At 55.5% G+C, this 23,731-nt stretch carries 19 protein-coding genes and 1 pseudogene; 16 read left to right on the top strand and 4 right to left on the bottom strand.

The features are described 5' to 3' along the window. Window positions 1–22 precede the first annotated feature (22 nt). The 8 genes from rpmJ (at window position 23) to bfr (ending at window position 5,379) form a co-directional block, all read left to right on the top strand. Window positions 23–139 (top strand): 50S ribosomal protein L36, encoded by a 117-nt coding sequence (rpmJ, locus tag LOY22_RS23930; protein WP_002555468.1) that lies wholly within the window; start codon window positions 23–25, stop codon window positions 137–139. Window positions 140–270: 131 nt separating this feature from the next. Next, a complete protein-coding gene (rpsM, locus tag LOY22_RS23925; protein ID WP_010220320.1) occupies window positions 271–627 on the top strand; it encodes a 30S ribosomal protein S13 in 357 nt (118 codons plus the stop codon). 30 nt (window positions 628–657) lie between these two features. Then, window positions 658–1,047, top strand: a complete 390-nt coding sequence (rpsK, locus tag LOY22_RS23920) for a 30S ribosomal protein S11 (protein WP_002555466.1) — start codon at window positions 658–660, stop codon at window positions 1,045–1,047. 15 nt (window positions 1,048–1,062) lie between these two features. Beyond that, a complete protein-coding gene (gene rpsD, locus LOY22_RS23915; protein WP_010220321.1) occupies window positions 1,063–1,683 on the top strand; it encodes a 30S ribosomal protein S4 in 621 nt (206 codons plus the stop codon). A gap of 22 nt (window positions 1,684–1,705) precedes the next feature. Further along, entirely contained in the window at window positions 1,706–2,707 is a 1,002-nt protein-coding gene (locus tag LOY22_RS23910; protein ID WP_003186012.1) for a DNA-directed RNA polymerase subunit alpha, read from the top strand. Between the two features lie 43 nt (window positions 2,708–2,750). Beyond that, complete coding sequence (gene rplQ / locus LOY22_RS23905) at window positions 2,751–3,137, top strand: 50S ribosomal protein L17 (protein WP_002555463.1); 387 nt, start codon at window positions 2,751–2,753, stop codon at window positions 3,135–3,137. A 173-nt stretch (window positions 3,138–3,310) separates the two neighbouring features. Continuing rightward, window positions 3,311–4,759: a catalase gene (locus LOY22_RS23900; RefSeq protein WP_045200029.1), complete on the top strand. Its 1,449-nt coding sequence runs from the start codon at window positions 3,311–3,313 to the stop codon at window positions 4,757–4,759. A 155-nt stretch (window positions 4,760–4,914) separates the two neighbouring features. Then, entirely contained in the window at window positions 4,915–5,379 is a 465-nt protein-coding gene (gene bfr / locus LOY22_RS23895; protein ID WP_045200027.1) for a bacterioferritin, read from the top strand. 60 nt (window positions 5,380–5,439) lie between these two features. Here the strand turns inward: bfr and uvrA are convergent, their stop codons facing one another. Next, the gene (gene uvrA / locus LOY22_RS23890; RefSeq protein WP_045200024.1) at window positions 5,440–8,274 is read right to left on the bottom strand and encodes an excinuclease ABC subunit UvrA; all 2,835 of its coding nucleotides are present in this window, start codon (window positions 8,272–8,274) and stop codon (window positions 5,440–5,442) included. 129 nt (window positions 8,275–8,403) lie between these two features. Between uvrA and LOY22_RS23885 the strand changes: the two genes are divergently transcribed. From LOY22_RS23885 to LOY22_RS23850, 8 genes and pseudogenes are all read left to right on the top strand, one after another. Continuing rightward, window positions 8,404–9,798 (top strand): MFS transporter, encoded by a 1,395-nt coding sequence (locus LOY22_RS23885; protein WP_045200021.1) that lies wholly within the window; start codon window positions 8,404–8,406, stop codon window positions 9,796–9,798. Window positions 9,799–9,807: 9 nt separating this feature from the next. Continuing rightward, window positions 9,808–10,320, top strand: a complete 513-nt coding sequence (locus LOY22_RS23880; RefSeq protein WP_045200019.1) for a single-stranded DNA-binding protein — start codon at window positions 9,808–9,810, stop codon at window positions 10,318–10,320. A 132-nt stretch (window positions 10,321–10,452) separates the two neighbouring features. Beyond that, window positions 10,453–11,130, top strand: a pseudogene (locus LOY22_RS23875) (site-specific integrase); the annotation flags it as partial. A 135-nt stretch (window positions 11,131–11,265) separates the two neighbouring features. Then, complete coding sequence (locus LOY22_RS23870) at window positions 11,266–12,396, top strand: type IV toxin-antitoxin system AbiEi family antitoxin (RefSeq protein WP_258595093.1); 1,131 nt, start codon at window positions 11,266–11,268, stop codon at window positions 12,394–12,396. A gap of 161 nt (window positions 12,397–12,557) precedes the next feature. Beyond that, window positions 12,558–13,283, top strand: coding sequence for a hypothetical protein (locus LOY22_RS23865; protein ID WP_258595091.1), 726 nt, complete (start codon window positions 12,558–12,560; stop codon window positions 13,281–13,283). 230 nt (window positions 13,284–13,513) lie between these two features. Further along, window positions 13,514–14,644 (top strand): hypothetical protein, encoded by a 1,131-nt coding sequence (locus LOY22_RS23860; protein ID WP_258595090.1) that lies wholly within the window; start codon window positions 13,514–13,516, stop codon window positions 14,642–14,644. Further along, on the top strand, window positions 14,644–15,525 hold the full coding sequence (locus LOY22_RS23855; RefSeq protein WP_258595089.1) for a helicase HerA domain-containing protein: 882 nt from the start codon (window positions 14,644–14,646) through the stop codon (window positions 15,523–15,525). The genes LOY22_RS23860 and LOY22_RS23855 overlap by 1 nt, the downstream gene beginning before the upstream one ends. Window positions 15,526–15,543: 18 nt before the next feature. Continuing rightward, the gene (locus LOY22_RS23850) at window positions 15,544–16,413 is read left to right on the top strand and encodes an ATP-binding protein (RefSeq protein WP_258595087.1); all 870 of its coding nucleotides are present in this window, start codon (window positions 15,544–15,546) and stop codon (window positions 16,411–16,413) included. Between the two features lie 121 nt (window positions 16,414–16,534). Here LOY22_RS23850 and LOY22_RS23845 read toward each other — a convergent pair whose 3' ends face one another. The 3 genes from LOY22_RS23845 to LOY22_RS23835 all read right to left on the bottom strand — a co-directional run bounded on the left by LOY22_RS23845 (window position 16,535) and on the right by LOY22_RS23835 (window position 23,638). After that, window positions 16,535–17,389, bottom strand: coding sequence for a hypothetical protein (locus tag LOY22_RS23845; RefSeq protein WP_258595086.1), 855 nt, complete (start codon window positions 17,387–17,389; stop codon window positions 16,535–16,537). Window positions 17,390–17,620: 231 nt separating this feature from the next. Further along, window positions 17,621–19,183 (bottom strand): DUF5677 domain-containing protein, encoded by a 1,563-nt coding sequence (locus LOY22_RS23840; protein WP_258595084.1) that lies wholly within the window; start codon window positions 19,181–19,183, stop codon window positions 17,621–17,623. Window positions 19,184–19,309: 126 nt separating this feature from the next. Next, window positions 19,310–23,638, bottom strand: a complete 4,329-nt coding sequence (locus tag LOY22_RS23835; RefSeq protein ID WP_258595082.1) for an ATP-binding protein — start codon at window positions 23,636–23,638, stop codon at window positions 19,310–19,312. Window positions 23,639–23,731: the final 93 nt, after the last annotated feature.

The raw sequence follows: 23,731 nt of genomic DNA, 5'->3' as shown, positions 1-23,731 counted from the left end.
CTTAAGGTTCGAGGAGTTGGTGATGAAAGTTCGTGCATCGGTGAAAAAGCTGTGCCGTAACTGCAAAATTATTCGCCGCGAAGGTGTCGTTCGAGTAATTTGCAGTGCGGAACCACGTCACAAGCAGCGCCAAGGCTGATTGTGATCTGCGCTACAAACCCAGCAGCTAGTGCGCTGCTGGGTTGATTATTTGTTTCTACAGCGATATTATCTCGCGCCCTATTTCTTGGCTTCCGGGGCGTAGGTAGCTGTCAATTGGAGTCCCACTGAATGGCCCGTATTGCAGGCGTCAACATTCCAGATAACAAGCACACTGTTATCTCGCTGACCTACATCTATGGTGTTGGTCGCACTACTGCACAGAAAATCTGTGCAGAGACTGGGGTCAACCCAGCCGCAAAGATCAAGGATCTGAGCGACGAGCAGGTTGAATCGCTGCGTACTGAAGTCGCGAAGTACATCACCGAAGGTGATCTGCGCCGTGACATCAACATGAAAATCAAGCGGTTGATGGACCTGGGTTGCTACCGCGGCCTGCGTCATCGTCGGGGTCTGCCAGTACGCGGTCAGCGTACCAAGACCAACGCGCGTACCCGTAAGGGCCCGCGTAAGCCGATCCGCAAGTAATCGCACCAGCGAATCGACAGGAATTTAGAAATGGCAAAACCTGCTGCTCGTCCTCGTAAAAAAGTCAAAAAGACAGTGGTTGATGGCATCGCCCACATCCATGCCTCTTTTAACAACACCATCGTGACCATCACCGATCGTCAAGGTAACGCTCTGTCCTGGGCTACCTCCGGCGGTTCGGGTTTCCGCGGTTCCCGCAAGTCCACCCCGTTCGCTGCTCAGGTAGCTGCTGAACGTGCTGGTCAAGCTGCGCTGGAATATGGTCTGAAGAACCTCGACGTCAACGTCAAGGGTCCAGGTCCAGGTCGTGAGTCCGCTGTTCGTGCTCTGAACGGCTGTGGCTATAAGATCGCCAGCATCACCGACGTGACGCCAATCCCGCATAACGGGTGCCGTCCGCCGAAGAAGCGCCGCGTGTAATCAGGAGACAGATAAATGGCACGTTACATTGGTCCAAAATGCAAACTGTCTCGTCGTGAAGGCACCGATCTGTTCCTGAAGAGCGGCGTTCGCGCTCTGGAATCGAAGTGCAACATCGAAGCAGCCCCAGGTATCCACGGTCAGCGCCGCGGTCGTCAGTCCGACTACGGCACCCAGCTGCGTGAGAAACAAAAAGTCCGTCGTATCTACGGCGTACTTGAGCGTCAATTCAGCGGTTACTACAAGCAAGCGGCCTCCAAGAAGGGCGCTACTGGTGAGAACCTGCTGCAACTGCTCGAGTGCCGTCTGGATAACGTCGTTTATCGTATGGGCTTTGGCGCTACTCGTGCCGAATCCCGTCAGCTGGTTTCGCACAAAGCGATCAGCGTAAACGGCAAGACTGTAAACGTTCCGTCCTACCAAGTTCGTCCGGGTGACGTGGTCGCGGTTCGCGAGAAGTCGCTGAACCAGCTGCGCATTGTTCAAGCCCTTGAACTGTGCGCCCAGCGTGGCCGCGTTGAGTGGGTAGATGTGGATGCTGCCAAGAAGTCGGGCGTTTTCAAGAACGTTCCTGCTCGCAGCGACCTGTCCGCCGACATCAACGAAAGCCTGATTGTCGAGCTCTACTCCAAGTAAGGGCTAGAAAATAGGTGCATCCATGCAGATTTCGGTAAATGAGTTCCTGACGCCCCGCCACATCGATGTGCAGGTCGTCAGTCCAACCCGCGCTAAAATCACGCTCGAGCCTCTCGAGCGTGGCTTTGGCCATACCCTGGGCAACGCGCTGCGCCGCATCCTGTTGTCCTCCATGCCTGGCTGTGCAGTAGTCGAGGCCGAGATTGACGGTGTACTCCACGAGTACTCGGCAATCGAAGGTGTACAGGAAGATGTCATTGAAATCCTGTTGAACCTGAAAGGCCTGGCTATCAAACTGCACGGTCGTGACGAAGTTACGCTGACCTTGTCGAAGAAGGGTTCGGGGGTGGTTACCGCTGCCGATATTCAGCTGGATCATGATGTCGAGATCGTTAACCCCGATCACGTAATCGCTAACCTGGCGTCGAATGGCGCCTTGAACATGAAGCTCACTGTAGCTCGTGGTCGTGGTTATGAGCCGGCCGATTCGCGTCAGAGCGATGAAGACGAAAGCCGCAGCATTGGTCGCTTGCAGCTCGACTCTTCGTTCAGCCCGGTTCGCCGTATCGCATACGTGGTGGAAAACGCCCGTGTCGAGCAGCGTACCAACCTGGACAAGCTGGTAATTGATCTGGAAACCAACGGTACCCTGGATCCTGAAGAGGCCATCCGTCGTGCCGCAACCATCCTGCAACAGCAGCTGGCTGCGTTCGTCGACCTCAAAGGTGACAGTGAACCAGTGGTAGTCGAACAGGAAGACGAGATCGATCCGATCCTGCTTCGTCCGGTTGACGATCTGGAATTGACCGTGCGTTCGGCCAACTGCCTTAAGGCGGAGAACATTTACTACATCGGCGACCTGATTCAGCGCACCGAAGTAGAACTGTTGAAGACTCCGAACCTGGGCAAGAAATCCTTGACCGAAATCAAGGACGTTCTGGCCTCCCGTGGTCTGTCCCTCGGCATGCGCCTCGACAACTGGCCGCCTGCAAGTCTTAAGAAGGACGACAAGGCGACTGCCTGATCGTCGTAATCACCGAACGTAGTGTTTGGTAAGGAATGAACCCATGCGTCATCGTAAAAGTGGACGTCACCTGAGCCGTACTAGCTCTCACCGTAAGGCCATGTTCCAGAACATGGCGGTGTCGCTGTTCGAGCACGAGCTGATCAAAACTACTCTGCCAAAAGCCAAGGAACTGCGCCGCGTTGCCGAGCCGCTGATCACCCTGGCCAAGGAAGACAGCGTTGCTAACCGTCGTCTGGCTTTCGACCGTACCCGTTCGAAAGAAATCGTCGGCAAGCTGTTCAACGATCTGGGCAAGCGCTATGCCACCCGTCAGGGCGGCTACCTGCGTATCCTCAAGTGCGGCTTCCGCGCTGGCGATAACGCACCTATGGCGTACGTCGAGCTGGTTGATCGTCCTGTTGGTGGCTCGGTTGAAGCTGCTGAGTAAGGCGAACAGTCTGTAACAAGAAACCGGGCCTAGTGCCCGGTTTTTTGTGTCTATGTGTATTGTAATAATCTATTGATCTGAGTCAGGCAATGAATTTGTTGTTGTCATAGTTGTGGTCGATACTCCTCCCAAGCCGATTAGCCGGCCGTTCAAGACCGATAGGGAGAGAGAGCATGAGCCAGAACAAAATACTGACCACCGCCAGCGGCGCCCCGGTAGCCGACAACCAGAATTCGCGTTCGGCAGGCCCACGCGGCCCGCTGTTGCTGGATGACTTCCATCTCATCGAGAAGCTCGCGCATTTCAACCGCGAGAACATCCCTGAACGCCGCGTACACGCCAAAGGCTCGGGTGCCTATGGCACCTTCACCGTTACCCGTGATATCACCCAGTACAGCTGCGCCAAGCTGTTCAGCAACGTCGGCAAGCAGACCGAAACCTTCCTGCGTTTCTCCACCGTCGGTGGCGAGCGAGGGTCGGCCGACACGGAGCGCGACCCGCGTGGTTTCGCCCTGAAGTTCTACACCGAGGAAGGCAACTGGGACATCGTTGGCAACAACACCCCGGTGTTCTTCATCCGTGATCCGCTGAAATTCCCCGACTTTATCCACACCCAGAAACGCCTGCCGCAAAGTAACCTGAAGAGCGCGCAGATGATGTGGGACTTCTGGTCGCACTCGCCTGAAGCGCTGCACCAGGTCACTATCCTGTTCTCCGACCGCGGCATTCCGGACGGCTACCGGCACATGCATGGTTTTGGCAGCCATACCTACAGCCTGATCAACGCTCAGGGCCAGCGCACCTGGGTCAAATGGCACTTCAAGACCAAGCAGGGCATCAAGAACCTGGCTCCTGCCGAGGCCGCGCGCCTGGCCGGCACCGATCCGGATTACGCCCAGCGCGACCTGTTCGAAGCGATCGAGCGCGGTGACTTCCCGAAATGGGCCGTGTGCATCCAGGTGATGAGCGAAGAAGAAGCGGCCAGCCGCGACGAGAACCCGTTTGATGTGACCAAGACCTGGTCGCAGAAGGACTACCCGCTCATCGAGATCGGCGAACTGGAACTCAACCGCAACCCGCTGAACTACTTTGCCGAAGTCGAACAAGCCGCGTTTGGCCCGAGCAACATGGTGCCGGGTGTCGGCCTGTCGCCAGACCGCATGCTGCAGGGGCGCGTATTCGCTTACGCAGACGCCCATCGCTACCGCGTCGGTACCAACCACCAGCAACTGCCGGTAAACGCCCCACGCAGCCCGGTAAACAGCTACCAGCGTGATGGTTCTATGGCGTTTGGCAGCAACGGTGGTGCGGCGCCTAACTATGAGCCGAACAGCTACGCCAATGCGCCCAAGCAAGCGCCGCAGTACGCTGAGCCGCCACTGGCACTCAACGGTGTCGCCGATCGTTACGATCACCGCGAAGACACCGACTACTACAGCCATGCCGGTGCGCTGTTCCGCCTGATGAACCCGGAGCAGAAGGCGCTGCTGATCAGCAACATCGCCGGCGCCATGGGCGGAGTTTCTGAAGAGGTGGTCCAGCGTCAGTTGCAACACTTCTTCAAGGCCGATCCGGCCTATGGCGAAGGGATTGCCAAGGCTTTGGGCATAAATCTCGCCTAAGTCGAAGTGATAAGAAGAACCGCCCTCATTTGGGCGGTTTTTCAATGAATATCACTACCGTTTACCCGCTTTTTTGCACTTTTTTGCCCAATTCTCAGTGACCTTCCGGTCATCCTGGTTCAAACTATGACTTTCACACAGGGAGAGGCAGGGCGATGCAAGGTCACCCGGACGTAATCGATTATCTCAACACGTTGCTGACGGGCGAACTGGCGGCACGTGACCAATATTTCATTCACTCGCGGATGTACGAGGACTGGGGCTTGAGCAAGCTCTACGAGCGTATCAACCACGAAATGGAAGAAGAGGCGCAACACGCCGATGCCCTGATGCGTCGTATCCTCATGCTCGAAGGCACCCCGCGCATGCGTCCTGATGACCTGGACGTCGGCACCACCGTGCCGGACATGATCGCCGCCGACCTGCGCCTGGAGTACAAGGTGCGCGCCGCACTGTGCAAAGGCATCGAGCTGTGCGAACTGCACAAGGACTACATCAGCCGCGACATCCTGCGCCTGCAGCTGGCCGATACCGAAGAAGATCACACCTACTGGCTGGAAAAACAGCAGGGCCTGATCAAGTCGATCGGTCTGGAAAACTACCTGCAATCGCAGATGTAATTTTCCGGAACAAAAAAAGCCCCGCCAGTGCGGGGCTTTTTCATTTGCGAGCGGGCCGAATCAGGCGCGGTCACGTTCCAGCAGCGGCTTGAGGTAGTAGCCGGTATACGACTGCTTCATCTCGGCCACTTGTTCCGGTGTACCGAAGCCGATGATCTGTCCGCCTTTGGAACCGCCCTCGGGGCCGAGGTCGACGATCCAGTCGGCAGTCTTGATCACGTCCAGGTTGTGCTCGATCACCACTACGGTGTTGCCGTGATCGCGCAGGCGGTGCAGCACATCGAGCAACTGCTGGATATCGGCAAAGTGCAGGCCGGTAGTCGGTTCGTCGAGGATGTACAGGGTCTTGCCGGTGTCACGCTTGGACAGCTCGCGTGACAGCTTGACCCGCTGCGCTTCGCCACCGGAGAGGGTTGTCGCCGACTGGCCGAGCTTGATGTAGGACAGGCCGACATCCATCAGTGTCTGCAGCTTGCGCGCCAGCGCCGGTACCGCGTCGAAGAACTCGCGGGCTTCCTCGATGGTCATTTCCAGGACCTCGTGGATGTTCTTGCCCTTGTACTTGATCTCCAGGGTTTCGCGGTTGTAGCGCTTGCTCTTGCACACATCGCACGGCACGTAGATGTCCGGCAAAAAGTGCATCTCGACCTTGATCAGGCCGTCGCCCTGGCACGCTTCGCAGCGCCCACCCTTGACGTTGAACGAGAAACGACCCGGGCCGTAGCCGCGCGAGCGCGACTCCGGCACGCCGGAGAACAGCTCGCGAATTGGCGTGAACAGTCCGGTGTAGGTCGCCGGGTTCGAGCGCGGGGTACGGCCGATCGGGCTCTGGTCGATGTCGACCACCTTGTCCAGGTGCTGCAGGCCATCGCAGCTGTCGTGCGGCGCCGCTTCCAGGGTGCTGGCACCGTTGAGGGCGGTGGCGCTGAGCGGGAACAAGGTGTTGTTGATCAGGGTCGATTTGCCGGAGCCGGACACGCCAGTCACGCACGTCAGCAGGCCGATCGGAATTTCCAGGTCGACGTTCTGCAGGTTGTTGCCGCGCGCGCCCTTGAGCTTGATCGAGAGCTTCTTGTTACGTGGCGTACGCTTGGCCGGTACGGCAATCTTCACTCGGCCAGACAAGTACTTGCCGGTCAGCGAGTCGGGATGGGCCATGACCTCGGCCGGGGTGCCTTCGGCGACGATCTGGCCGCCATGCACGCCGGCGCCCGGGCCAATGTCGACGACGTAGTCGGCCAGGCGAATGGCGTCCTCGTCATGCTCGACCACGATCACCGTGTTGCCGATGTCGCGCAGGTGATTGAGGGTGCCGAGCAAGCGGTCGTTGTCGCGCTGGTGCAGGCCGATGGACGGCTCGTCGAGGATGTACATGACCCCGACTAGGCCGGCGCCGATCTGGCTGGCCAGGCGGATACGCTGGGCTTCACCGCCGGAGAGGGTATCGGCGCTGCGATCGAGGGTCAGGTAGTCGAGACCGACGTTGACCAGAAACTGCAGGCGCTCGCAGATTTCCTTGAGGATCTTGTCGGCAATTTCGCCCCGGCGACCGGTCAGCTTGAGGCCACCGAAGTAACCGCTGGCATCGCCGATCGGCAGGCAGGTGACTGCCGGCAGGGTCTTCTCGCCGACCCACACGTGCCGCGCTTCACGGCGCAGGCGCGTGCCACGGCAATCCGGGCAGGGCTGGGTGCTGAGGAACTTGGCCAGCTCTTCGCGCACGGTCGCCGACTCGGTCTCGCGGTAGCGGCGTTCCAGGTTCGGCACGATGCCTTCGAACGGGTGCGAGCGCTTGACGATGTCGCCGCGGTCGTTGAGGTATTTGAAATCAACGTTCTGCTTGCCGCTGCCGTGGAGGATGACTTTCTGCTGCTCGGCCGGTAGTTCGCCGAAGGGGATCTCGAGGCTGAAGTCATAATGCGCGGCCAGCGAGCCTAGCATCTGGAAGTAATAGACGTTGCGCCGGTCCCAGCCGCGAATCGCACCTTCAGCCAGGGTCAGCTCGCTATTGACCAGGCGCTTGATGTCGAAGAACTGCTTGACCCCCAGGCCGTCGCAGGTCGGGCAGGCGCCGGCCGGGTTGTTGAAGGAGAACAGCTTGGGCTCCAGCTCGCTGATCGCATGGCCGCAGATCGGGCAGGCGAAGCGGGCGGAGAAGATCATTTCTTCGAACGGTTGGTCGTCCATCGAAGCGACCAGGGCGATGCCGTCGGCCAGTTTCAGCGCGGTTTCGAACGACTCGGCCAGGCGCTGCTGCAGGTCATCACGCACCTTGAAGCGGTCGACGACTACTTCGATGGTGTGCTTTTTCTGCTTGTCGAGCTTGGGCAGTTCATCGAGCTCGAACAGCTTGCCGTTGACCCGCGCGCGGACGAAGCCCTGGGCGCGCAGCTCTTCGAATACCGCCAGGTGTTCACCCTTGCGCTCGCGAATCACCGGCGCCAGCAGCATCAGCTTGCTGCCTTCGGGCTGGGCCAGGACCAGGTCGACCATCTGGCTGACGGTCTGCGCTTCCAGCGGGATGTCGTGGTCCGGGCAGCGCGGGGTACCGACGCGGGCGTAGAGCAGGCGCAGGTAGTCGTAGATTTCGGTGATGGTGCCGACGGTCGAACGCGGGTTGTGCGAGGTCGACTTTTGCTCGATGGAGATCGCTGGCGACAGGCCTTCGATGGTATCGACGTCGGGCTTTTCCATCATCGACAGGAACTGCCGGGCGTACGCCGACAGGGATTCGACATAACGGCGCTGGCCTTCGGCGTACAGGGTATCGAAGGCCAGGGACGACTTGCCGGAACCGGACAGGCCGGTGATGACGATCAACTTGTCCCGGGGCAGGGTCAGGTCGATGTTCTTCAGGTTGTGGGTACGTGCCCCACGAATCAGGATCTTGTCCACTGCGGCCTCGCTCGGCGGGCATAAACGGTTGAGTATACGGCTCCATGCCATTACGCGGCAAAGCGTCGCGTATATGCCGTTATGCGATGGGACTGGTAGAATCGCCGCCGGTTCACACGAGGTTTATCCATGCACGATCCCCACAGCGAACGCATGAGTGGCAGCGAGACCCGCGCCGCAGGCGGCCTGGCCCTGGTGTTCGCCTTCCGTATGCTGGGCATGTTCATGGTCCTGCCGGTACTGGCGACCTATGGCATGGACCTGGCCGGTGCCACCCCGGCACTGATCGGCCTGGCCATTGGTGCCTACGGCCTGACCCAGGCTTTCCTGCAGATCCCGTTCGGGGTGATTTCCGATCGCATCGGCCGTCGCCCGGTGATTTACCTGGGCCTGGTGATCTTTGCCCTGGGCAGCGTGCTGGCGGCCCAGGCCGACTCGATCTGGGGGGTGATTGCCGGACGCATCCTGCAAGGCGCCGGGGCGATTTCTGCCGCGGTCATGGCCTTGCTCTCGGACCTGACCCGCGAACAGCACCGCACCAAGGCCATGGCCATGATCGGCATGAGCATCGGCCTGTCGTTTGCCGTGGCCATGGTCGTCGGCCCGCTGGTCACCCGTGCCTTTGGCCTCTCGGGGTTGTTCCTGGCCACCGCGGCCATGGCCGTAGTCGGTATTGCGATCATTGCCTTTGTCGTGCCGCCGTCCCACGGCGCGTTGCAGCATCGTGAGTCCGGGGTCGCCAAGCAGGCGCTGATGCCGACCCTGCGCCACCCGGACCTGCTGCGCCTGGACGTGGGCATCTTCGTCTTGCATGCCATTCTGATGGCCAGTTTCATCGCTTTGCCGCTGGCTTTCGTCGAGCGCGGCGGCCTGCCGAAAGAAGAGCACTGGTGGGTGTACCTGACCGCCTTGCTGATTTCATTCTTTGCAATGATCCCGTTCATCATCTACGGCGAAAAAAAGCGCAAGATGAAACGTGTCCTGCTGGGCGCGGTCAGTGTGTTGATGCTCACCGAGCTATTCTTCTGGCTGTCAGCAGACAACTTGCACGAACTGGTGATCGGCACCGTGATATTCTTCACCGCCTTCAACCTGCTGGAGGCATCCTTGCCTTCACTGGTAAGCAAGGTGTCGCCCGCCGGCGGCAAGGGCACGGCCATGGGGGTATATTCCACCAGCCAGTTCCTTGGTGCCGCGTTGGGAGGAATTCTCGGTGGCTGGTTGTTCCAGCACGGTGGCCTGAGCACGGTGTTCCTTGGCTGCGCAGCGTTGTGTGCCCTGTGGTGGGTCGTGGCGCTGAGCATGCGTGAACCGCCGTACGTGACCAGCCTGCGCATGCCGTTATCGGCCGAGGCGGTACGGGAAGCGGGGCTGACCGAGCGGCTGATGGCCGTCCCGGGTGTGACCGACGCAGTGGTGGTGGCCGATGAAGCCGCCATCTATATCAAACTTGATACACAAATTTTGGATCGCACGACCCTGGAACGCCTGGTAAACCCGGCTTCCTCCGCGTGCGAAGCCTAGGAGAACGTTATGGCCCGTGGGGTTAACAAAGTCATTCTGGTCGGTACCTGCGGCCAGGATCCCGAAGTCCGCTACCTGCCCAACGGTAACGCCGTGACCAACCTGAGCCTGGCTACCAGCGAGCAGTGGACCGACAAGCAGACCGGCCAGAAGGTCGAGCGCACCGAATGGCACCGCGTATCGATGTTCGGCAAAGTTGCCGAAATCGCCGGTGAATACCTGCGCAAAGGCTCGCAAGTCTACATCGAAGGCAAGCTGCAGACCCGCGAGTGGGAAAAGGACGGCATCAAGCGTTACACCACCGAAATCGTTGTCGACATGCAGGGCACCATGCAGCTGCTCGGCGGCCGCCCGCAGAACCAGGACGGCGCCCCGCAAGGCGGCAACAATTACAACCAGGCGCCACGCCAACAGGCTCCGCGTCCACAGCAGTCCGCGCCGCAACAGCGCCCGGCGCCTCAGCAGGCCGCACCGCAGCCGGCTCCGGACTTCGACAGCTTCGATGACGATATTCCGTTCTGAAACCCAGCTTTTTCAGAGCTGTAAACAATAAAAGCGAAGCCATTGATTTGGCTTCGCTTTTTTATTGTTAACAGATTTTTGTGGCGTAAGGGCTACATTTGTTAAGCGTTTACCTTTCGAAGGTGTAAACAAATGGCCCTCAATTCCTACGCGGTAAAGACGCTCTTGTTGACGTCCGAGGAGCGCTTGCCGGTGCTCATTGCACTGGCCACGTGTGCTCCCCTATTCGAGCCATCTGTTTACGTGCTCAGCGAGATTCGAGCTACCAACAGAGCAAGCAATACGATTGACCAGGTCTTGCGGTCGATCATGGTACTGCAGCTATTCCTCGACTCGAGCGGGATCGATATTGAACATCGGATCCGACAGGGCGGGGTTTTTCGTCTAAGCGAGCTCGACGAACTTGTCCGGCACTGCAGGCGGCCTGTCGCGGATCAGCTGAAGCACAGTTCACTTTGTCCTTCTCCGCAATCCATTCGTAAAACCTCCGCAGAAAGTGTGCGACTTCTTCAACGACAACCTGTCCCCGCTGAGGTGGCGGGTCATACCGCAGCTAACCGTATTCGGGTCATTCGCGACTATCTTGATTGGCTGGTGAGATACCACATGGCTCGCTATCACTTGGGTGCAACTGAGGGAGAGCGGCTTTGGAATGAATGGGCGTCATGCAAAGATGCGCTGGACGCGCGGCTGCCGCGTCATAAAGGCCGAAATACCATCGGGCAGCGTGAAGGACTTCAGCCAGAGGTTGCGGAGCGACTTCTCAATGTTACGTCGCCAACATCGCCGGAGAACCCCTGGAAAGGGGAAAGCGGGGAAGCCTGAGCCTTATCCTTAGCCTAGAATGGTTTGTTAGCTGGTCAGCTAATGATAACCTTAGACCTAAGATTAGCTGATGCGACAATCTTTGCTGTGCAGCTAAAAAGGCACATGAGGCTAAGGTAAATGGATCACTATCATCGTCAATCGGGCGGATTCGAATTCGAGAACCTTGTCCTAGAGGAGCTAACGAGGACTCTCAACGAGGCCTTGGGACCCGATGCCATCGTACGACGTGTAGAGGGGATGCCGTTTGCTTCGTCAGCTGACTCCGAGCCAGATGGATTAATCGAGATCCAAACCCCCTACAAAACGCTGGTGGTCTATGTCGAGGTCAAAAGGGACGTTTACCCCCGAGACATTAGGGACGCCGTATGGTCGCTGAATAAATACATGCGCTACCAAGACCAGGCACACGACGCTATTGGGATGCTTGCTGCTGGTTCGTTAAGCCCTGGAGCAAAGGATGAACTGAAGGCCGAGAACATAGCTTTCTTCGATCTGGGGGGCAGCCTTCATCTGAGGCACGAGACTTGGCTTATCAGTATCAATAAGCCCTCCAAGCGTCTAAAAAGTTACTCACACGGCGTAGATCTTTTCACCGACGCACGTGGGAGTGTGGTACATGCCCTTCTGATGCATGCAAACGCATGGCTGACAGGCGCGGAGCTAGCAGAGCAGGCTGAGACCTCTCCGTATACCTGCTCTGTGGTTTTGCAAGAGCTGACGTTGCGTGAATGGGTGGAGTCTACTGGTGGAGGGCCGAGTAAGCGCAGAATGCTCGTTCGTCCTGAAAAGCTTCTAGATGCTTGGGCTGAGCAATGGCAAGAGCGCAAAGAGAAGCAGACGAAGTGGTACACCTTCGTTGAAAACCCCAAGCACATGCTGGCTCACTTGGCTGATCGCATAGATCGCGCCCGAGTCGACTTTCCGTGGGCGTTTACTGGGGCCTCTGCTGCTAATGTCGTTGCTCCGCTGCTGACTAGCACTGATGGTGTGGAAATCATCGTGCCAAAAGGCTATGCAGAAAGGATGGCTGACATGGTAGGACTGAAGCCAGTCACCAAGGGGGCAAACGTCACGCTCATCGAGCGAGAACCTGCGAGTTTGCTCTACCGTTACAGACACCCAGATCACCCTGCATTTTTTGCCAGTGCCTACATCTTGTACTTGGACTTGTTGGATGGCCGTGGCAGAAACAAAGAACTGGCAGACCATCTAAGAGAGAAATTGGAGTCATTATGGCAACGGGACTAAAGCCTCGTACAGCGGATGGATACGATCAGGATGTTACTTCGGCATGTGAGAGGACGTTACTCACGCTGCTGAGCGCTTTTGGGAATCTGAAGGAGACGCTGAGACTTGTCGGAGGCCTTGTTCCTCGCTACCTCACTCCTGCGACCCCACCAGACGTTCCGATGCATGCGGGCACTTCAGACGTAGACATTGTGTTAAATCTTGAGGTGTTGGCTGCTGGCAACGAATACGCCAGCCTCGCGGAACAGCTAAATGCTCGCGGTTTCACCCGCTGGGTCGAAGAGGGACGGGCAGCATCGTGGCGCTGGCGTCGTCGGGTTAGCGAGCATATCGAGGTCGTCGTTGAGCTTCTTCGAGACGCAGGTGATGAGGCGCCAGGTAGGTCCATCAACGTCGACGGAGAAAGGGTATCGGCACTGACAATCAAGCACGCCCGAATTGTCCACGACTGGTATCAGGAGATGGAGATTTCTGCCGAACTTCTGGATGGTGATGGAGTGTCAGTAGATGTTGTGCGATTTGCAGATGTGCCTGCGTTCGTAATCTTGAAGGCACTGGCTCTGGATCAGCGTCAGGAGAGGAAGGATGCCGCCGACCTCATTCATGTTGTGAGGTACTCAGGCTCGATCAAGGAAGTCGCAGCCCTATTTGTCGAGCGTATTCGTTCGGAACAGCACCCAGAGGCGGTGCGGGATGGATTAGCGGCTCTTGCCAGGCGATTTGGGGATGACCAGCATAGTGAGGGCTTCGAGAAGGTAGGAGCAGTCGCCTACGCGCGTTTCTACGGCGACGAGGAAGAGGATGAGCTTGTGGGTCGACAGCGTTTTGCAGCAGGGTTGATTCAGAGCTTGCTGGCGGAAATTGACACCCAATTAACAGATGCTTAAGGCGGTTACTGATTGGGCAGCATGGAGCATGGTGCCGTATTCGGCCCCATGCCTCACTGCTATTTCCAGGCAGGCAAGTAGTTGATACCTAGTCGTGCAATGAGATAGCCGGCAGGTCATGAGTAGACACCATGGTGGCAAAACAGTAGCTTGCTACGCAGGCGCCTCGAAAACCTTTCGTGGAGGACGCAGAACAGGACAAGTAGATAGGCCGAGAGACAGGAGGTTGAATGTTTGAGCCCATAGAAGCGCTGGATATCTACAACAAAAACGTCAATATCCTGATCGGCTCGGGTGCGTCGGCAGATTTGTTTCCCACTCTGGGCCTGCAGATTCGGGATGCGCAGGGCAACTGGGAGACGATTGAAACACTGTCGACCAAGTATGCATTGCGCCCCGAGAAGAATGCGGCGCTGTTTATGCATTATTACAATACGTGCATCCATCCCGTACAGACATTCACTCCGTCAGCGATCAACACGCCTGAGGGGCTGGAAAATCTTCACCACTACGAAGTGTTTTTGCGTACGTTATTAGGATTTCTAGACAGACGAAAGGATGCTAACCGCAAGATCAACATCTTCACCACCAATTATGATGGCTGCCTGGCGCACGCAGCTGATCGCCTACTCGTGAAAGGGGCGCATGAATTTGTTGTGAACGATGGAACCTCAGGGTTCTATAAGAAGCATTTGCACGCCAAAAATTTCAACACGTTTCAATGCCAGACCGGGGTCTTCGAGCGTGCCGCTTATGGCGTCCCGCAGCTCAATATTATTAACTTGCATGGCTCGGTTTACTGGGCCAAGAGCGGTGACAAGATTGAGGTGAGCTACAAGAATGACTTCAAGAACTTGCTCACTCCACACGTCGAAAACAAGATTTCGGAGTTTTCAAAGTATCTAGTTACCAAAGGAGGCGTCACTGACGAGGTCCCGATGGTGAAGCTCACCCATCATCAGATGGATAGATTTTGGTACGAATACAACAAGTTGCCCATCGTGAATCCTACAAAATGGAAGTTTCACGAGACGGTTTTTGAAGAGCACTACTATCAAATGCTCAGGCTCCTCAGCTACGAGCTGGAGCGACCTAACTCGATCCTGATCACGTTCGGGTTCTCCTTTGCGGATGAGCACATCCTCAAACTCGTTCAGCGCTCGCTGTCAAACCCCAAGCTCCAGACGTTTGTCTGTGCCTATAGCCAGCGGGGCGCGCAGAAGATGCGCGACGAGTTTGGGGCCTGGAGAAACGTCAAGGTCATCGGCCCGCCCGAGGGGGCTGACTTGAATTTTGCCAATTTCAATAAGCATGTGCTTTCGCTCAGTCCTCAAAGCTACGAGCCCGGAGATGCTCACTGATGACTATCTCTGTAGGTGAGGTTATCGCCGTCAGCGGCGTCAGGATTACCTTGAGGATATTCGAGGATTCCAACCAGGAGACTCTGTTTCACGATGGGGTGAAGTACAGAGGGGTGTCAATCAGAGAGCATTTGCTGATCCAGCGCGGGTTCATCGATATCGTCTGTCTGGTCGAAGGTGAATACCTCGATGAGCGCAAGCTGGACGAATCCGCCGAAAAAACTGCCTACATCAGGAGAGTCGATGTCCGGCCCATCGGCTACGTGGCCGATCATCAGTTCTATGAAGGCGTGAAGTATCTGCCGATGATCAGAGACCGTGCCTCTCTGCTCAGTGAGGAGATGGTCGGGAAGATCTACGGTGTGAACGATGGGACCAGCTTCACCATCGGTGCGATGCTCAAGGAAAACGTACCTATCAGCCTTCCTTGGACGCGGCTGTTTAACAGTCATTTGGGCATTTTTGGCAACACGGGCAGTGGGAAATCGAACACGTTGGCCAAGCTCTACACGACCTTGTTTCGGGAAAAGCTTGAGGGGTTAAAAGGGAAGAGTCAGTTCGTTATCATTGACTTCAATGGTGAGTACACGGGCGGCCAGATCCTGGCCACCGCAGATAAAAAAGTGACGGTTTTAGATTCCAAGAAAGGCGCGCAAAAGTTCACGTTGGAGAGCGCTCACTTCTGGGATGCAGAAACCCTCAGCCTACTTTTTCAGGCAACCACGAACACGCAGGCTCCGTTTCTGCGGCGGGTCCTATCAGGGAGGGAGAAGTTTAAAGACATTCCGCTCTCGCATTTCTTGGTCAAAACCTTTGAGCGGGTGTTTGCTGCCGCAGAGCCTAAGCCTGAAGCGCTTGAGTTGGCGCGCGAGGTCGCCTGAATTGTTGAGTCGGAAGCGTTGCAACACCATTTGGCCGGGGTCAAATACCATGCGCAAAATAAATACTTCAGAGCGCTGGAGGGGCATTACTACGATTCAGATGGAAAATCATTTTCTGATTTTTTGAAACCTTTCCTCGCCGAGCATGTGAACCTGGAGGCGCTGGATCAATTCGATGAGCTACTTTTGCGGTGTTATCTACAGCTTTGCAATGATGTGGTGATGGGCTACGCGCAATACGAGCATATCCAGCCCGTATTGGCCAGGGCGAGGTCATCTCTGGCGGGATTGCGTAACGTCCTGCATATCGTCGATGACGCACCGCAGCCCGCTCTGTTGCATGTCATCTCGCTGAAGAAATGTAAGACCGATGTGAAAAAAATTCTGCCGATGCTCATTGCCAAGAATTTTTATGTGAATCACAAGGAAGCTGAAGGGTTGAACAGCCCTCCGACGAAAACCCTGCACCTGATCATTGATGAGGCGCATAACATTCTTTCAGAGCAATCAACACGAGAGCATGAAATCTGGAAGGATTATCGCTTGGAGCTGTTTGAGGAAATAATCAAGGAAGGACGAAAATATGGTGTGTACCTGACGCTCTCCAGCCAACGGCCTGCGGACATTTCTCCCACTATCGTCTCCCAAATACATAATTTCTTCATTCATCGTCTGGTCAACGAGCGTGACTTGATGTTGCTCGATAATACGATCAGTACATTGGACGTTTCGTCCAAATCATTGATACCTACCTTGGCCAAAGGGTGCTGCGTACTCACTGGAACGGCCTTCGACTTGCCGATGATCCTGAAGGTAGATCCACTGCTGGAAGGGCACAGGCCCGCGAGTGATGATGTCAATCTTGAGGCACTGTGGGAAAACCCATAAGTGTTACCTGCGCGGGGGGATTCAGAGAGCGGTTGATGAGCAGGGACCTATCCAAGAAATCGAGCGGCTTGCACTGAAGGTTTGCACTCACCCTATGAACAGCCTGGGCTCAGATTAGCCATCATAGCGAAGAAGGCTCGCCGAGGGAGTCCTGAAGTTCTTTAAGGACTTCCGAGGATTGCACCACCATGTGGTGGCTAACTTTTGGGTCTGCACCATGGATAATCGCATTTCTAAGTGAAATGAGTTCTCTTAGTTTGTTGTACAGTTCTGCCGTAATTTTTTCGCTCTGGAGCAAAAGCCTAGCCAGCCGGCTATTAGAGGTTCGCTTATTGTTTTTAAAGGGCTCTGCTACTGCCATGACCATCGTTTCGAAATTGGTGGCTGAAGCTAAAAGGCCTTCAATCTGATTGTAGTTCTTAACGAAATCATCTAGCTTTCCGTTCCTCTCCCCTGCTTGATTTTTAGGGTCAATCTCATTTTGGAGTGCGATACTGGCAGACTCAAGCCCATCGGGCTCAACAATGTCCACAACAAAAAACGCAATGGTGATGAAGGACACAGCGAAGAGTGATTGGGCGAGGTTCAGCAGAATGGTCAGTAGCAAAGTGTTGGAAGAGTTCTCATAGGCGAACACAAGGCTTGTAAATAGCATCGTGAACATGACGAGTGCGGTGATGACAGCCAACTGCTGGAAATATCTATGTTCGAGCTTCGCAATCGGCTCGGTACGGGTGGCGTCAGCCCTAGCTTCTCGCCCGAGCTCGCCCCGGAAAAATATATAGCCTGTCAGTGTTAAACCGTACACAGCGGCCAAGACCTGAGCCGAAGTCGAATACAAATACATTATTTGGTTTTCGGTAAGCTCAAAAAAGGCATCATTCACGCCGTAATACATCGTGGCTATACAAATTAAAAACAGCACTCCAAGAATAGTTGAGAAGACTACCTTGTTTGGGATTGAATTCAGTCGCATCTACCATCCTTGAAAAACTATTCGATCAGCGAGCTCCGTAAGCCGTAGCTATGCACCTAGCGTCGCAACCGCCTCGAGAGGCGGCGTTCATTATGCCGTTATTGGCGCTTGCGGCGAATCCCAGCGGATATGTGCAATTCTTGACCTATGTTGTATGGACGAATTTTAAGGCCGCCTGCCAACCAGTGCTCGCTCCTCCGAGGCTTGGTCGGGCGGTGTGCGAAATAGGCTTCAAGCCGGCTCAGCAGGTGCTTCAGCGCTCTCTTCTTCGCCCCCTGGTGCATCCTCGACAGAGAAGCGAGCGTTGAAGCCTGGATAGGCTGTGTTCACCTCGTCGAGTACGCAGTTCACGAGATGCAACGCGTCGTCAATCGTGGGCTCCAACATGCGGTGGAACGGTAGTGGGATGCGATGGAAACGGTGCAAAGGGTTCAGGCAGTGAGTGAAGTTGGTGTCGCGCATCGCTCCCCATTGGCCGTGGACAAAGCCAGAGGCCCAGCCGTAGTAGCGGTCGTAGTCCTCCTTCGTTCCAGACTCCTCTGCCAGCCGGCGAAGATCTTTCCCGCACCAGTGCCCTAGGTCGATTTCCACGTACTCCTGGAAGTAGTCTTCGTTCGCCAGCGCCTCAAGCGTTTCCAGGGTAACGAACCGAGGCTTCTGCCCACACATTTCCTCATGCTTCAACAAAGCTAGCTTGGCCTGGCCGGCGCCATAAGATCGGAACTTCTTCCACATCTCGTCGGTGCCGTTTCGAACAAGGTAGGCCAGCGATATTCGGCATTCTGTGAGCGAGCGGAGTAGCAGGCGGCCTGTGATTGCCGAGCTCATAGGCCCCATACCCATCTCGGCGAGACAGGCCAGCGCGTAGAAACCGAACCCGAAGACGCCATCATGCTTGGGATTCAAACCTGATGTGCTTAGGGACGTGTACCAATGCTCGAGCAGCGCCTCTCGAACGTCATTGATGGCCTTTACTAAAGCCAGCGGGTCGTGACTAGCGCGGCCTCTCGACTCCAGAGGAGCTGGCAGGCAATCGGTATGCTCAAGCATGTAGGCCCAGAATGACTCGGGCCACAGATTGGGCGCTTGATCTGGCTTCAGAGTAGTGACCGCCATTTCCATTGACCGAATTGAGGGGCGGACGGATCTCATTTCGCCACGGTATGGATATTCAATGAGCTCTTGTACTCGCTCCCTCAGGCCTTCGAAAACAAGCAGCTCGCCCAGCCCGATCTTGAAAAGACCACTCAACCAGCGCACATCCGTAGCTTCTTGCGATTGATGGTCGAAAGTTTTGAGTACCGCTTCCCCCAGGGTCTGCCAATCATCATCTACAGGATCAATGTCCAGTGCCGCCTTCCACCACTGCAGCACCGGAAGGTTGTCGAGGAGCAAAAGCGGTCGTAGTGCCTGAAGGCCAGCGTGACAACGGAGCACCCGAGCCACCAATGCGTTGAATAGCTCTATAGGCTGATTTGGCAAGTCAGCATGGCGAAGTGTCCAACCGCGAGCTTGCTTGGGCTCTGCACCCTGTTGGAGCTCATCATCCTGTCGATACTTAAGACCGATACCAGCAATGTCTCGGAAGACCTCAATCGCCTCTTCTCGAGGGATGACGGTGATGACTAGGCATGCCCACAACATGTCTGGAAGGCGATCATTTGCCCAAGAGGAAAAGCTCATGCCGGGGAGCTGCATGAACGGAGGAACCAAGGCTTTCCCTATCTTCTTGTGACCGGCCAGGGGGGTAGTGATCTTGCCGGGGCGATGCGTTTTTTTCTTTTTCTTTGACATGAGTTCCTCCTTGGTTGCTTATCCATCGGATCGAGTTGTTTCATACAATCAATTCGAGGTGAGGCGTGAAGCGAAACCGAGCTGAGTTCAGGTCAATCAGCCTGTTTCACACCTCTGATCTCACGACTAAAAATCAAGCGGCTCCACTTTCTCACTCTTGTCGGTGTCCCGTTTCCAGTGAAGGATCTGGGGTTTCCCCTTGCTGTGCCAGACGACGCCTTCAGAACGGCGCCAGGACGCATGGTGGTTTCCTCCATCAGGCCAAGCTCCACGTTCGGTGACGAACACCCATATGCACGAGAAACCATCTTCCTCAAGGAAGGTATTGAATAGATCTCGGTCAATGAAGGCGTGTGAGCCGTCATCTCTGCTCTGCCCACTCACGAAGAGAGGAGTACCGGAAGTACCAACGTAAATATTCGGGTTTGCGTGATCTGGTTTCAGGCCGAGGCGTTTGGCTAACCAGGGCGCAGGCATCAGAGCATGGGCGCCGTCCGTCAGCGAGGCGTCCAGGTGTGACTCCCAGTGGTAGCGGAAACAAGGGTAAGCAACCTCAACCTCGCCGATGTTGTAAAAGTCCATAATTGACCACTGCTCCTGATCCCAAGTTGAGCGCCATGGGGCCTCCAGGAGATAGCCATTGTCCGTTGAGTTGCGCGTCGACCAATTGTCCACCCGGATCTCTTTCTGCAGGCGGATGTACTTTATGAGGGCCTCCTCGTCTTCCTGCCTGACAATTACTGGCAACAGAAATCGCCATTCCTGCTTTCTTTGCCCGTGCTCGCGGTCGGATCTGTCCTTATAACGCTCTGTCTCCGAGCGATGCTCGTGCAGAACCACCCAGTCCTGGCCAGTCGAATCCTTCCTGACCAATAGGTTTGGCATGTTCGTCGCGGGATTCTCTTCAAACGGCCACTTGCCAAGCTCTGCCTCGGAAGTCTCTCGCATGCTGATCTCGCACCTCGCAATAGAGTCTCCGGGCTTGGCTGGGAGGTCGGCAGGAAGCAGGATCGTGGGATCAATGTCTCGGTGGAAGCCGATGTCGAGTGGCCCTGCATACTGGCGCGACCCGTGGAGGGCTCGCTCCGACATCCATTTATTGTCAGCAAGGCTGCAGAGGAGCTCATCCAAAGCCAGCCACTGGTACTTCTTGCCGATCCGCTCGACGAGAGGCCGGTCTCGGCTGTAGTCATGCCGCCTGCTTCGGTCATTGGGGAAGAGCTTTTTCGTCCACCCCAGTGCGTAGGCTCGATTGGCAACCCAGAGTTGGGCAGCGGCTATGTCGATGTGCGGCAAAGGATCTGGTCGCCTATCTTCATTGTTGAAACGTGGCCTGTACTCCTTGTGATACCGGGCTTTTTCCTTTGTGCTCAATTGCATCAGAAGCAGCCCTTCACAGTCTCTGAAGTGTTCTGAGTAGTCTTTTGCTGCTTTGCCCTTCCGACGCATGGCGAGATCTCGGAAGCGATTGGGTGCGAAGCTACGCATCAGCTCCAGGAGCTCGACACGTAAAGGGCAATGATCTATGACTTCCTGCTCGAAGACTTCATACCGTTCGGTCGGAGTGAGAGGCTCTGCCTTGCTCAGGGACACGTTCGCAAATGAGCTAACGCGCGGGCGTATCTCGTAGCATCCAAAATCACCTCCCCACTGAGCGCAAGAGTCTTGTATTTGGGAGTCGCCCGCTCGATTGGCCGCTTTATCCAGCGCTTCCTCAGTCACTGCCAGGCGAATTACCTTGGAGGTATAGGGCGGCCTTGATTGCAGCATGTCTACGGTACTGGGCAGGTAGCCTCTGGCGTGTGCAAGCTCAATGATTCCGAAAGCAGCATCTCTGAGCAGAATGGATGCGGGAACATCTTCACGACTAAATACGGTCTTGTAAGCCACGGCAGCAAATTCACGTAGAATTTGCTCGTCATTTCTGATGCAACACGCGCCGTAAGCGGCTGTGTGGAGGCGCTCCAGCACATAAAGGTCGTCGACTTCGTAAAAGGCTTGAGAGAGCTTCGCATAAAGGGATAGGTTGCGGATCATCAAGGACGTGAGCGCCTTGGTTGATTTATCACGTAGCTCGCGGTTTGAACTCGCGAGGAACCACGTGAGAGTTATCGCGCAGAGGTGCTGAACTTCCGGATCAGTATGGTCATTTTGCTCAAGGGCACTCCACTCGATCAGTTTCCGTGCGGTATCACCCTCGCCCAAGGGAAGCCCGTTAACAAGTACAGTCCAGTATGCATCCCGATTTGCCATGCTTCGGTTGATCAACTTTTTGTGAAGTACCCTAGCGTTCCATGGGTGCCCCACACTCGCGCTTACCTGGACAATAATATCGAAGTGTTCCTCTTCAGCTTTTACGAACGCCTCGAATATTTCTAGGGTGCGCTCAGTGAAAGAGTCATTATTCCTCCATCTTAGGCTTTCGATGAATGCGTTGCCAACGGCGTAGTCATCTGCCCAAACCCCGATGTCTCCAGGTAGTAGATCAAGTAACTCTTGATGAAATAGCTCAGGTAGCTGCACGGAAAGTGCATCTGTAAGCCCGGCCCATTCGCCGTGAATACTCTCGCCATCGTGGATAAATTGAAGGGTGCCAGCTCGCAATGCTTCCGATGGGTCATTAACCTCCTTCAGAAGGCCAGAGGCCATTAGATAGTCCTGAAGGCGTTGAAAGCTAAAACGAACTATGTCCTCCGGAACTGCGAACGGATCAGCATCCCAGCCTCTGGGATTAGGATCTAGTCTGAAAAGTCCGTTTCTCTGAAGGGCCTCGAACCAAGTTATCCCAGGGGGGGTAGGATACGCGTGAAACTTTTCTCCTACGATTCGAATAGCATCAATGTGAGGTACAAAGTCTCGCCTATGGGCTGCCATATAAGCAGCAATTGCAGCGAGTGCCTGGTTGGTGGGTATGACCAGCTCGTCGCTGCCATCCCTTCCTACTCCCAAGTTCCGGGCAATGCTTCTTGTGTAGAAAGAGAATACCTGCTTCGTACCCACCAGTCCCTTAGGGAAATGTCTGAGGCCTTCTCGCTTCAGAGCCACACAAGCGCTGCGCAGGAAGAGCGGATTAACGAATTCCGCTGCCAGCCATGGGGTATTTGGTTGAGAGATACCACGTCCGCCTAGGTATATTCTCGCTGCTCGTGATTGCTCTTCCTTAGTTTCGAATCCTTGAATTCTGAACGATGGAATCGTCTCCTCTACAGTTCTAGGGACGACATAAGGCTTGTACTCAGTTCTGCAACTGAACACTAGTAGGAGATTGGCGTAGCGCTCAACCCTGGCGATGAACTCAGCTAGCTCATTACGCCAAAGCGTCAACCCCGCGCCTTCATTGACCGCATCTACCAAAATTAAACCGCGCTTTCCGCTGGCATCAGCTGCCGCGCTTAGCGCCTGCAGTAAAGCATCAGGATTGATCTCATCTATACCGAGCCGTCTGGATATCTGAGTCCAGATATTTTCTGCTGTTAAATGCTGGCCAAGGATGAAGAAGACAGGCCGACCTTCCGATATGGCGCTTTCGGCGATGCTCCCTAACAGATGTGATTTTCCTGTTCCTGCTTTTCCATATATGAAAATGCTGCGTCGGTACTCGGCGGAGAAATGGCGGTTCTGAATAAATGATCTGAAAATGTAAGCCGCATCGCTAAGCTTTCTCAGTGACTGGTCTGCTGAGTCCAGCGCGGAGAATCCGGACTTTGGCTGCTCCGGCGTTGACTCTCGCAAATTCCACACGGCCCGTTCTAAGTCGTGGACGTTTTCCGAGATATTCTCAACGGTTTGTACGACTTCCCTTAGGGGCCAATTTTTCCAAGCGTCGGTTGTGAATTGCTGAGAAAGCCTTTCGAGCGAACCAATTTCCCGCTCGATTTTTTCTATTTGGTCGGCCTGGCCACCTAAGGTTTTTCCAACGGATTTGAGTTGAGCTGCAGCGTAAATCTTGGCGATCTGTTCTTGGATCTCTGTGATGATGCAGGGGGCGCGTAACGCTATTCGAAATACTCGCTGTATCCCGACCTCTACATGGTCTTCAGGGTGATATCTTTCATCCAGCGACTTGATGGCCAAAGCGATGTGGTCAGAGAACCAACGGGCCGAGAACTCAAAATCTCCAAACCAGAAGCGGCGGAGGCCTTCTGCTGACGGATGGGTTAGCCGGTCAGTGATATCAGAGGCTGTCCAAACAATGAACTCTATGCTTTTTCCTGGCGCAACAAGTTCAGCCCATTTAGCTTTTCGTGTATTCCAAGAATTCCAACCTGTGTTGCCACGACCTTGCTTTCCAGTTTTGTCAGTAAGATCACATGGGAGCGCAATGACGTACTTTGTCAGTTCTGGGTGAGCCTTTAGAGCGGTCTCTACAGAGTCATCAATGTTTGCCCAACTTATTTCTCGAGACTTCGTATAGTATTTGGCTTGATACCCGATCTCGCTTCCATCATCGAGCAACCAATATGCCTCGATTCCCCCGTCCCCGCCGGCACCTTCTATTCGCCTGAATTCCGCGTCAGCGGCTGGCCTTTCCCGTCGAGCTAGCTGGCA

Source organism: Pseudomonas sp. B21-035, from assembly GCF_024748945.1.
GTDB lineage: Bacteria > Pseudomonadota > Gammaproteobacteria > Pseudomonadales > Pseudomonadaceae > Aquipseudomonas.
Note: the sequence above shows the minus strand (reverse complement) of the source record. Positions and strands in the feature narration are given on the sequence as shown.

What these genes read in the sequence shown, in the direction of transcription:
- rpmJ (WP_002555468.1), top strand. Translation starts at nt 23, where the DNA reads ATGAAAGTTCGTGCATCGGTGAAAAAGCTGTGCCGTAACTGCAAAATT.
- rpsM (WP_010220320.1), top strand. Translation starts at nt 271, where the DNA reads ATGGCCCGTATTGCAGGCGTCAACATTCCAGATAACAAGCACACTGTT.
- rpsK (WP_002555466.1), top strand. Translation starts at nt 658, where the DNA reads ATGGCAAAACCTGCTGCTCGTCCTCGTAAAAAAGTCAAAAAGACAGTG.
- rpsD (WP_010220321.1), top strand. Translation starts at nt 1,063, where the DNA reads ATGGCACGTTACATTGGTCCAAAATGCAAACTGTCTCGTCGTGAAGGC.
- LOY22_RS23910 (WP_003186012.1), top strand. Translation starts at nt 1,706, where the DNA reads ATGCAGATTTCGGTAAATGAGTTCCTGACGCCCCGCCACATCGATGTG.
- rplQ (WP_002555463.1), top strand. Translation starts at nt 2,751, where the DNA reads ATGCGTCATCGTAAAAGTGGACGTCACCTGAGCCGTACTAGCTCTCAC.
- LOY22_RS23900 (WP_045200029.1), top strand. Translation starts at nt 3,311, where the DNA reads ATGAGCCAGAACAAAATACTGACCACCGCCAGCGGCGCCCCGGTAGCC.
- bfr (WP_045200027.1), top strand. Translation starts at nt 4,915, where the DNA reads ATGCAAGGTCACCCGGACGTAATCGATTATCTCAACACGTTGCTGACG.
- LOY22_RS23885 (WP_045200021.1), top strand. Translation starts at nt 8,404, where the DNA reads ATGCACGATCCCCACAGCGAACGCATGAGTGGCAGCGAGACCCGCGCC.
- LOY22_RS23880 (WP_045200019.1), top strand. Translation starts at nt 9,808, where the DNA reads ATGGCCCGTGGGGTTAACAAAGTCATTCTGGTCGGTACCTGCGGCCAG.
- LOY22_RS23870 (WP_258595093.1), top strand. Translation starts at nt 11,266, where the DNA reads ATGGATCACTATCATCGTCAATCGGGCGGATTCGAATTCGAGAACCTT.
- LOY22_RS23865 (WP_258595091.1), top strand. Translation starts at nt 12,558, where the DNA reads ATGCATGCGGGCACTTCAGACGTAGACATTGTGTTAAATCTTGAGGTG.
- LOY22_RS23860 (WP_258595090.1), top strand. Translation starts at nt 13,514, where the DNA reads ATGTTTGAGCCCATAGAAGCGCTGGATATCTACAACAAAAACGTCAAT.
- LOY22_RS23855 (WP_258595089.1), top strand. Translation starts at nt 14,644, where the DNA reads ATGACTATCTCTGTAGGTGAGGTTATCGCCGTCAGCGGCGTCAGGATT.
- LOY22_RS23845 (WP_258595086.1), bottom strand. Translation starts at nt 17,389, where the DNA reads ATGCGACTGAATTCAATCCCAAACAAGGTAGTCTTCTCAACTATTCTT.
- LOY22_RS23840 (WP_258595084.1), bottom strand. Translation starts at nt 19,183, where the DNA reads ATGTCAAAGAAAAAGAAAAAAACGCATCGCCCCGGCAAGATCACTACC.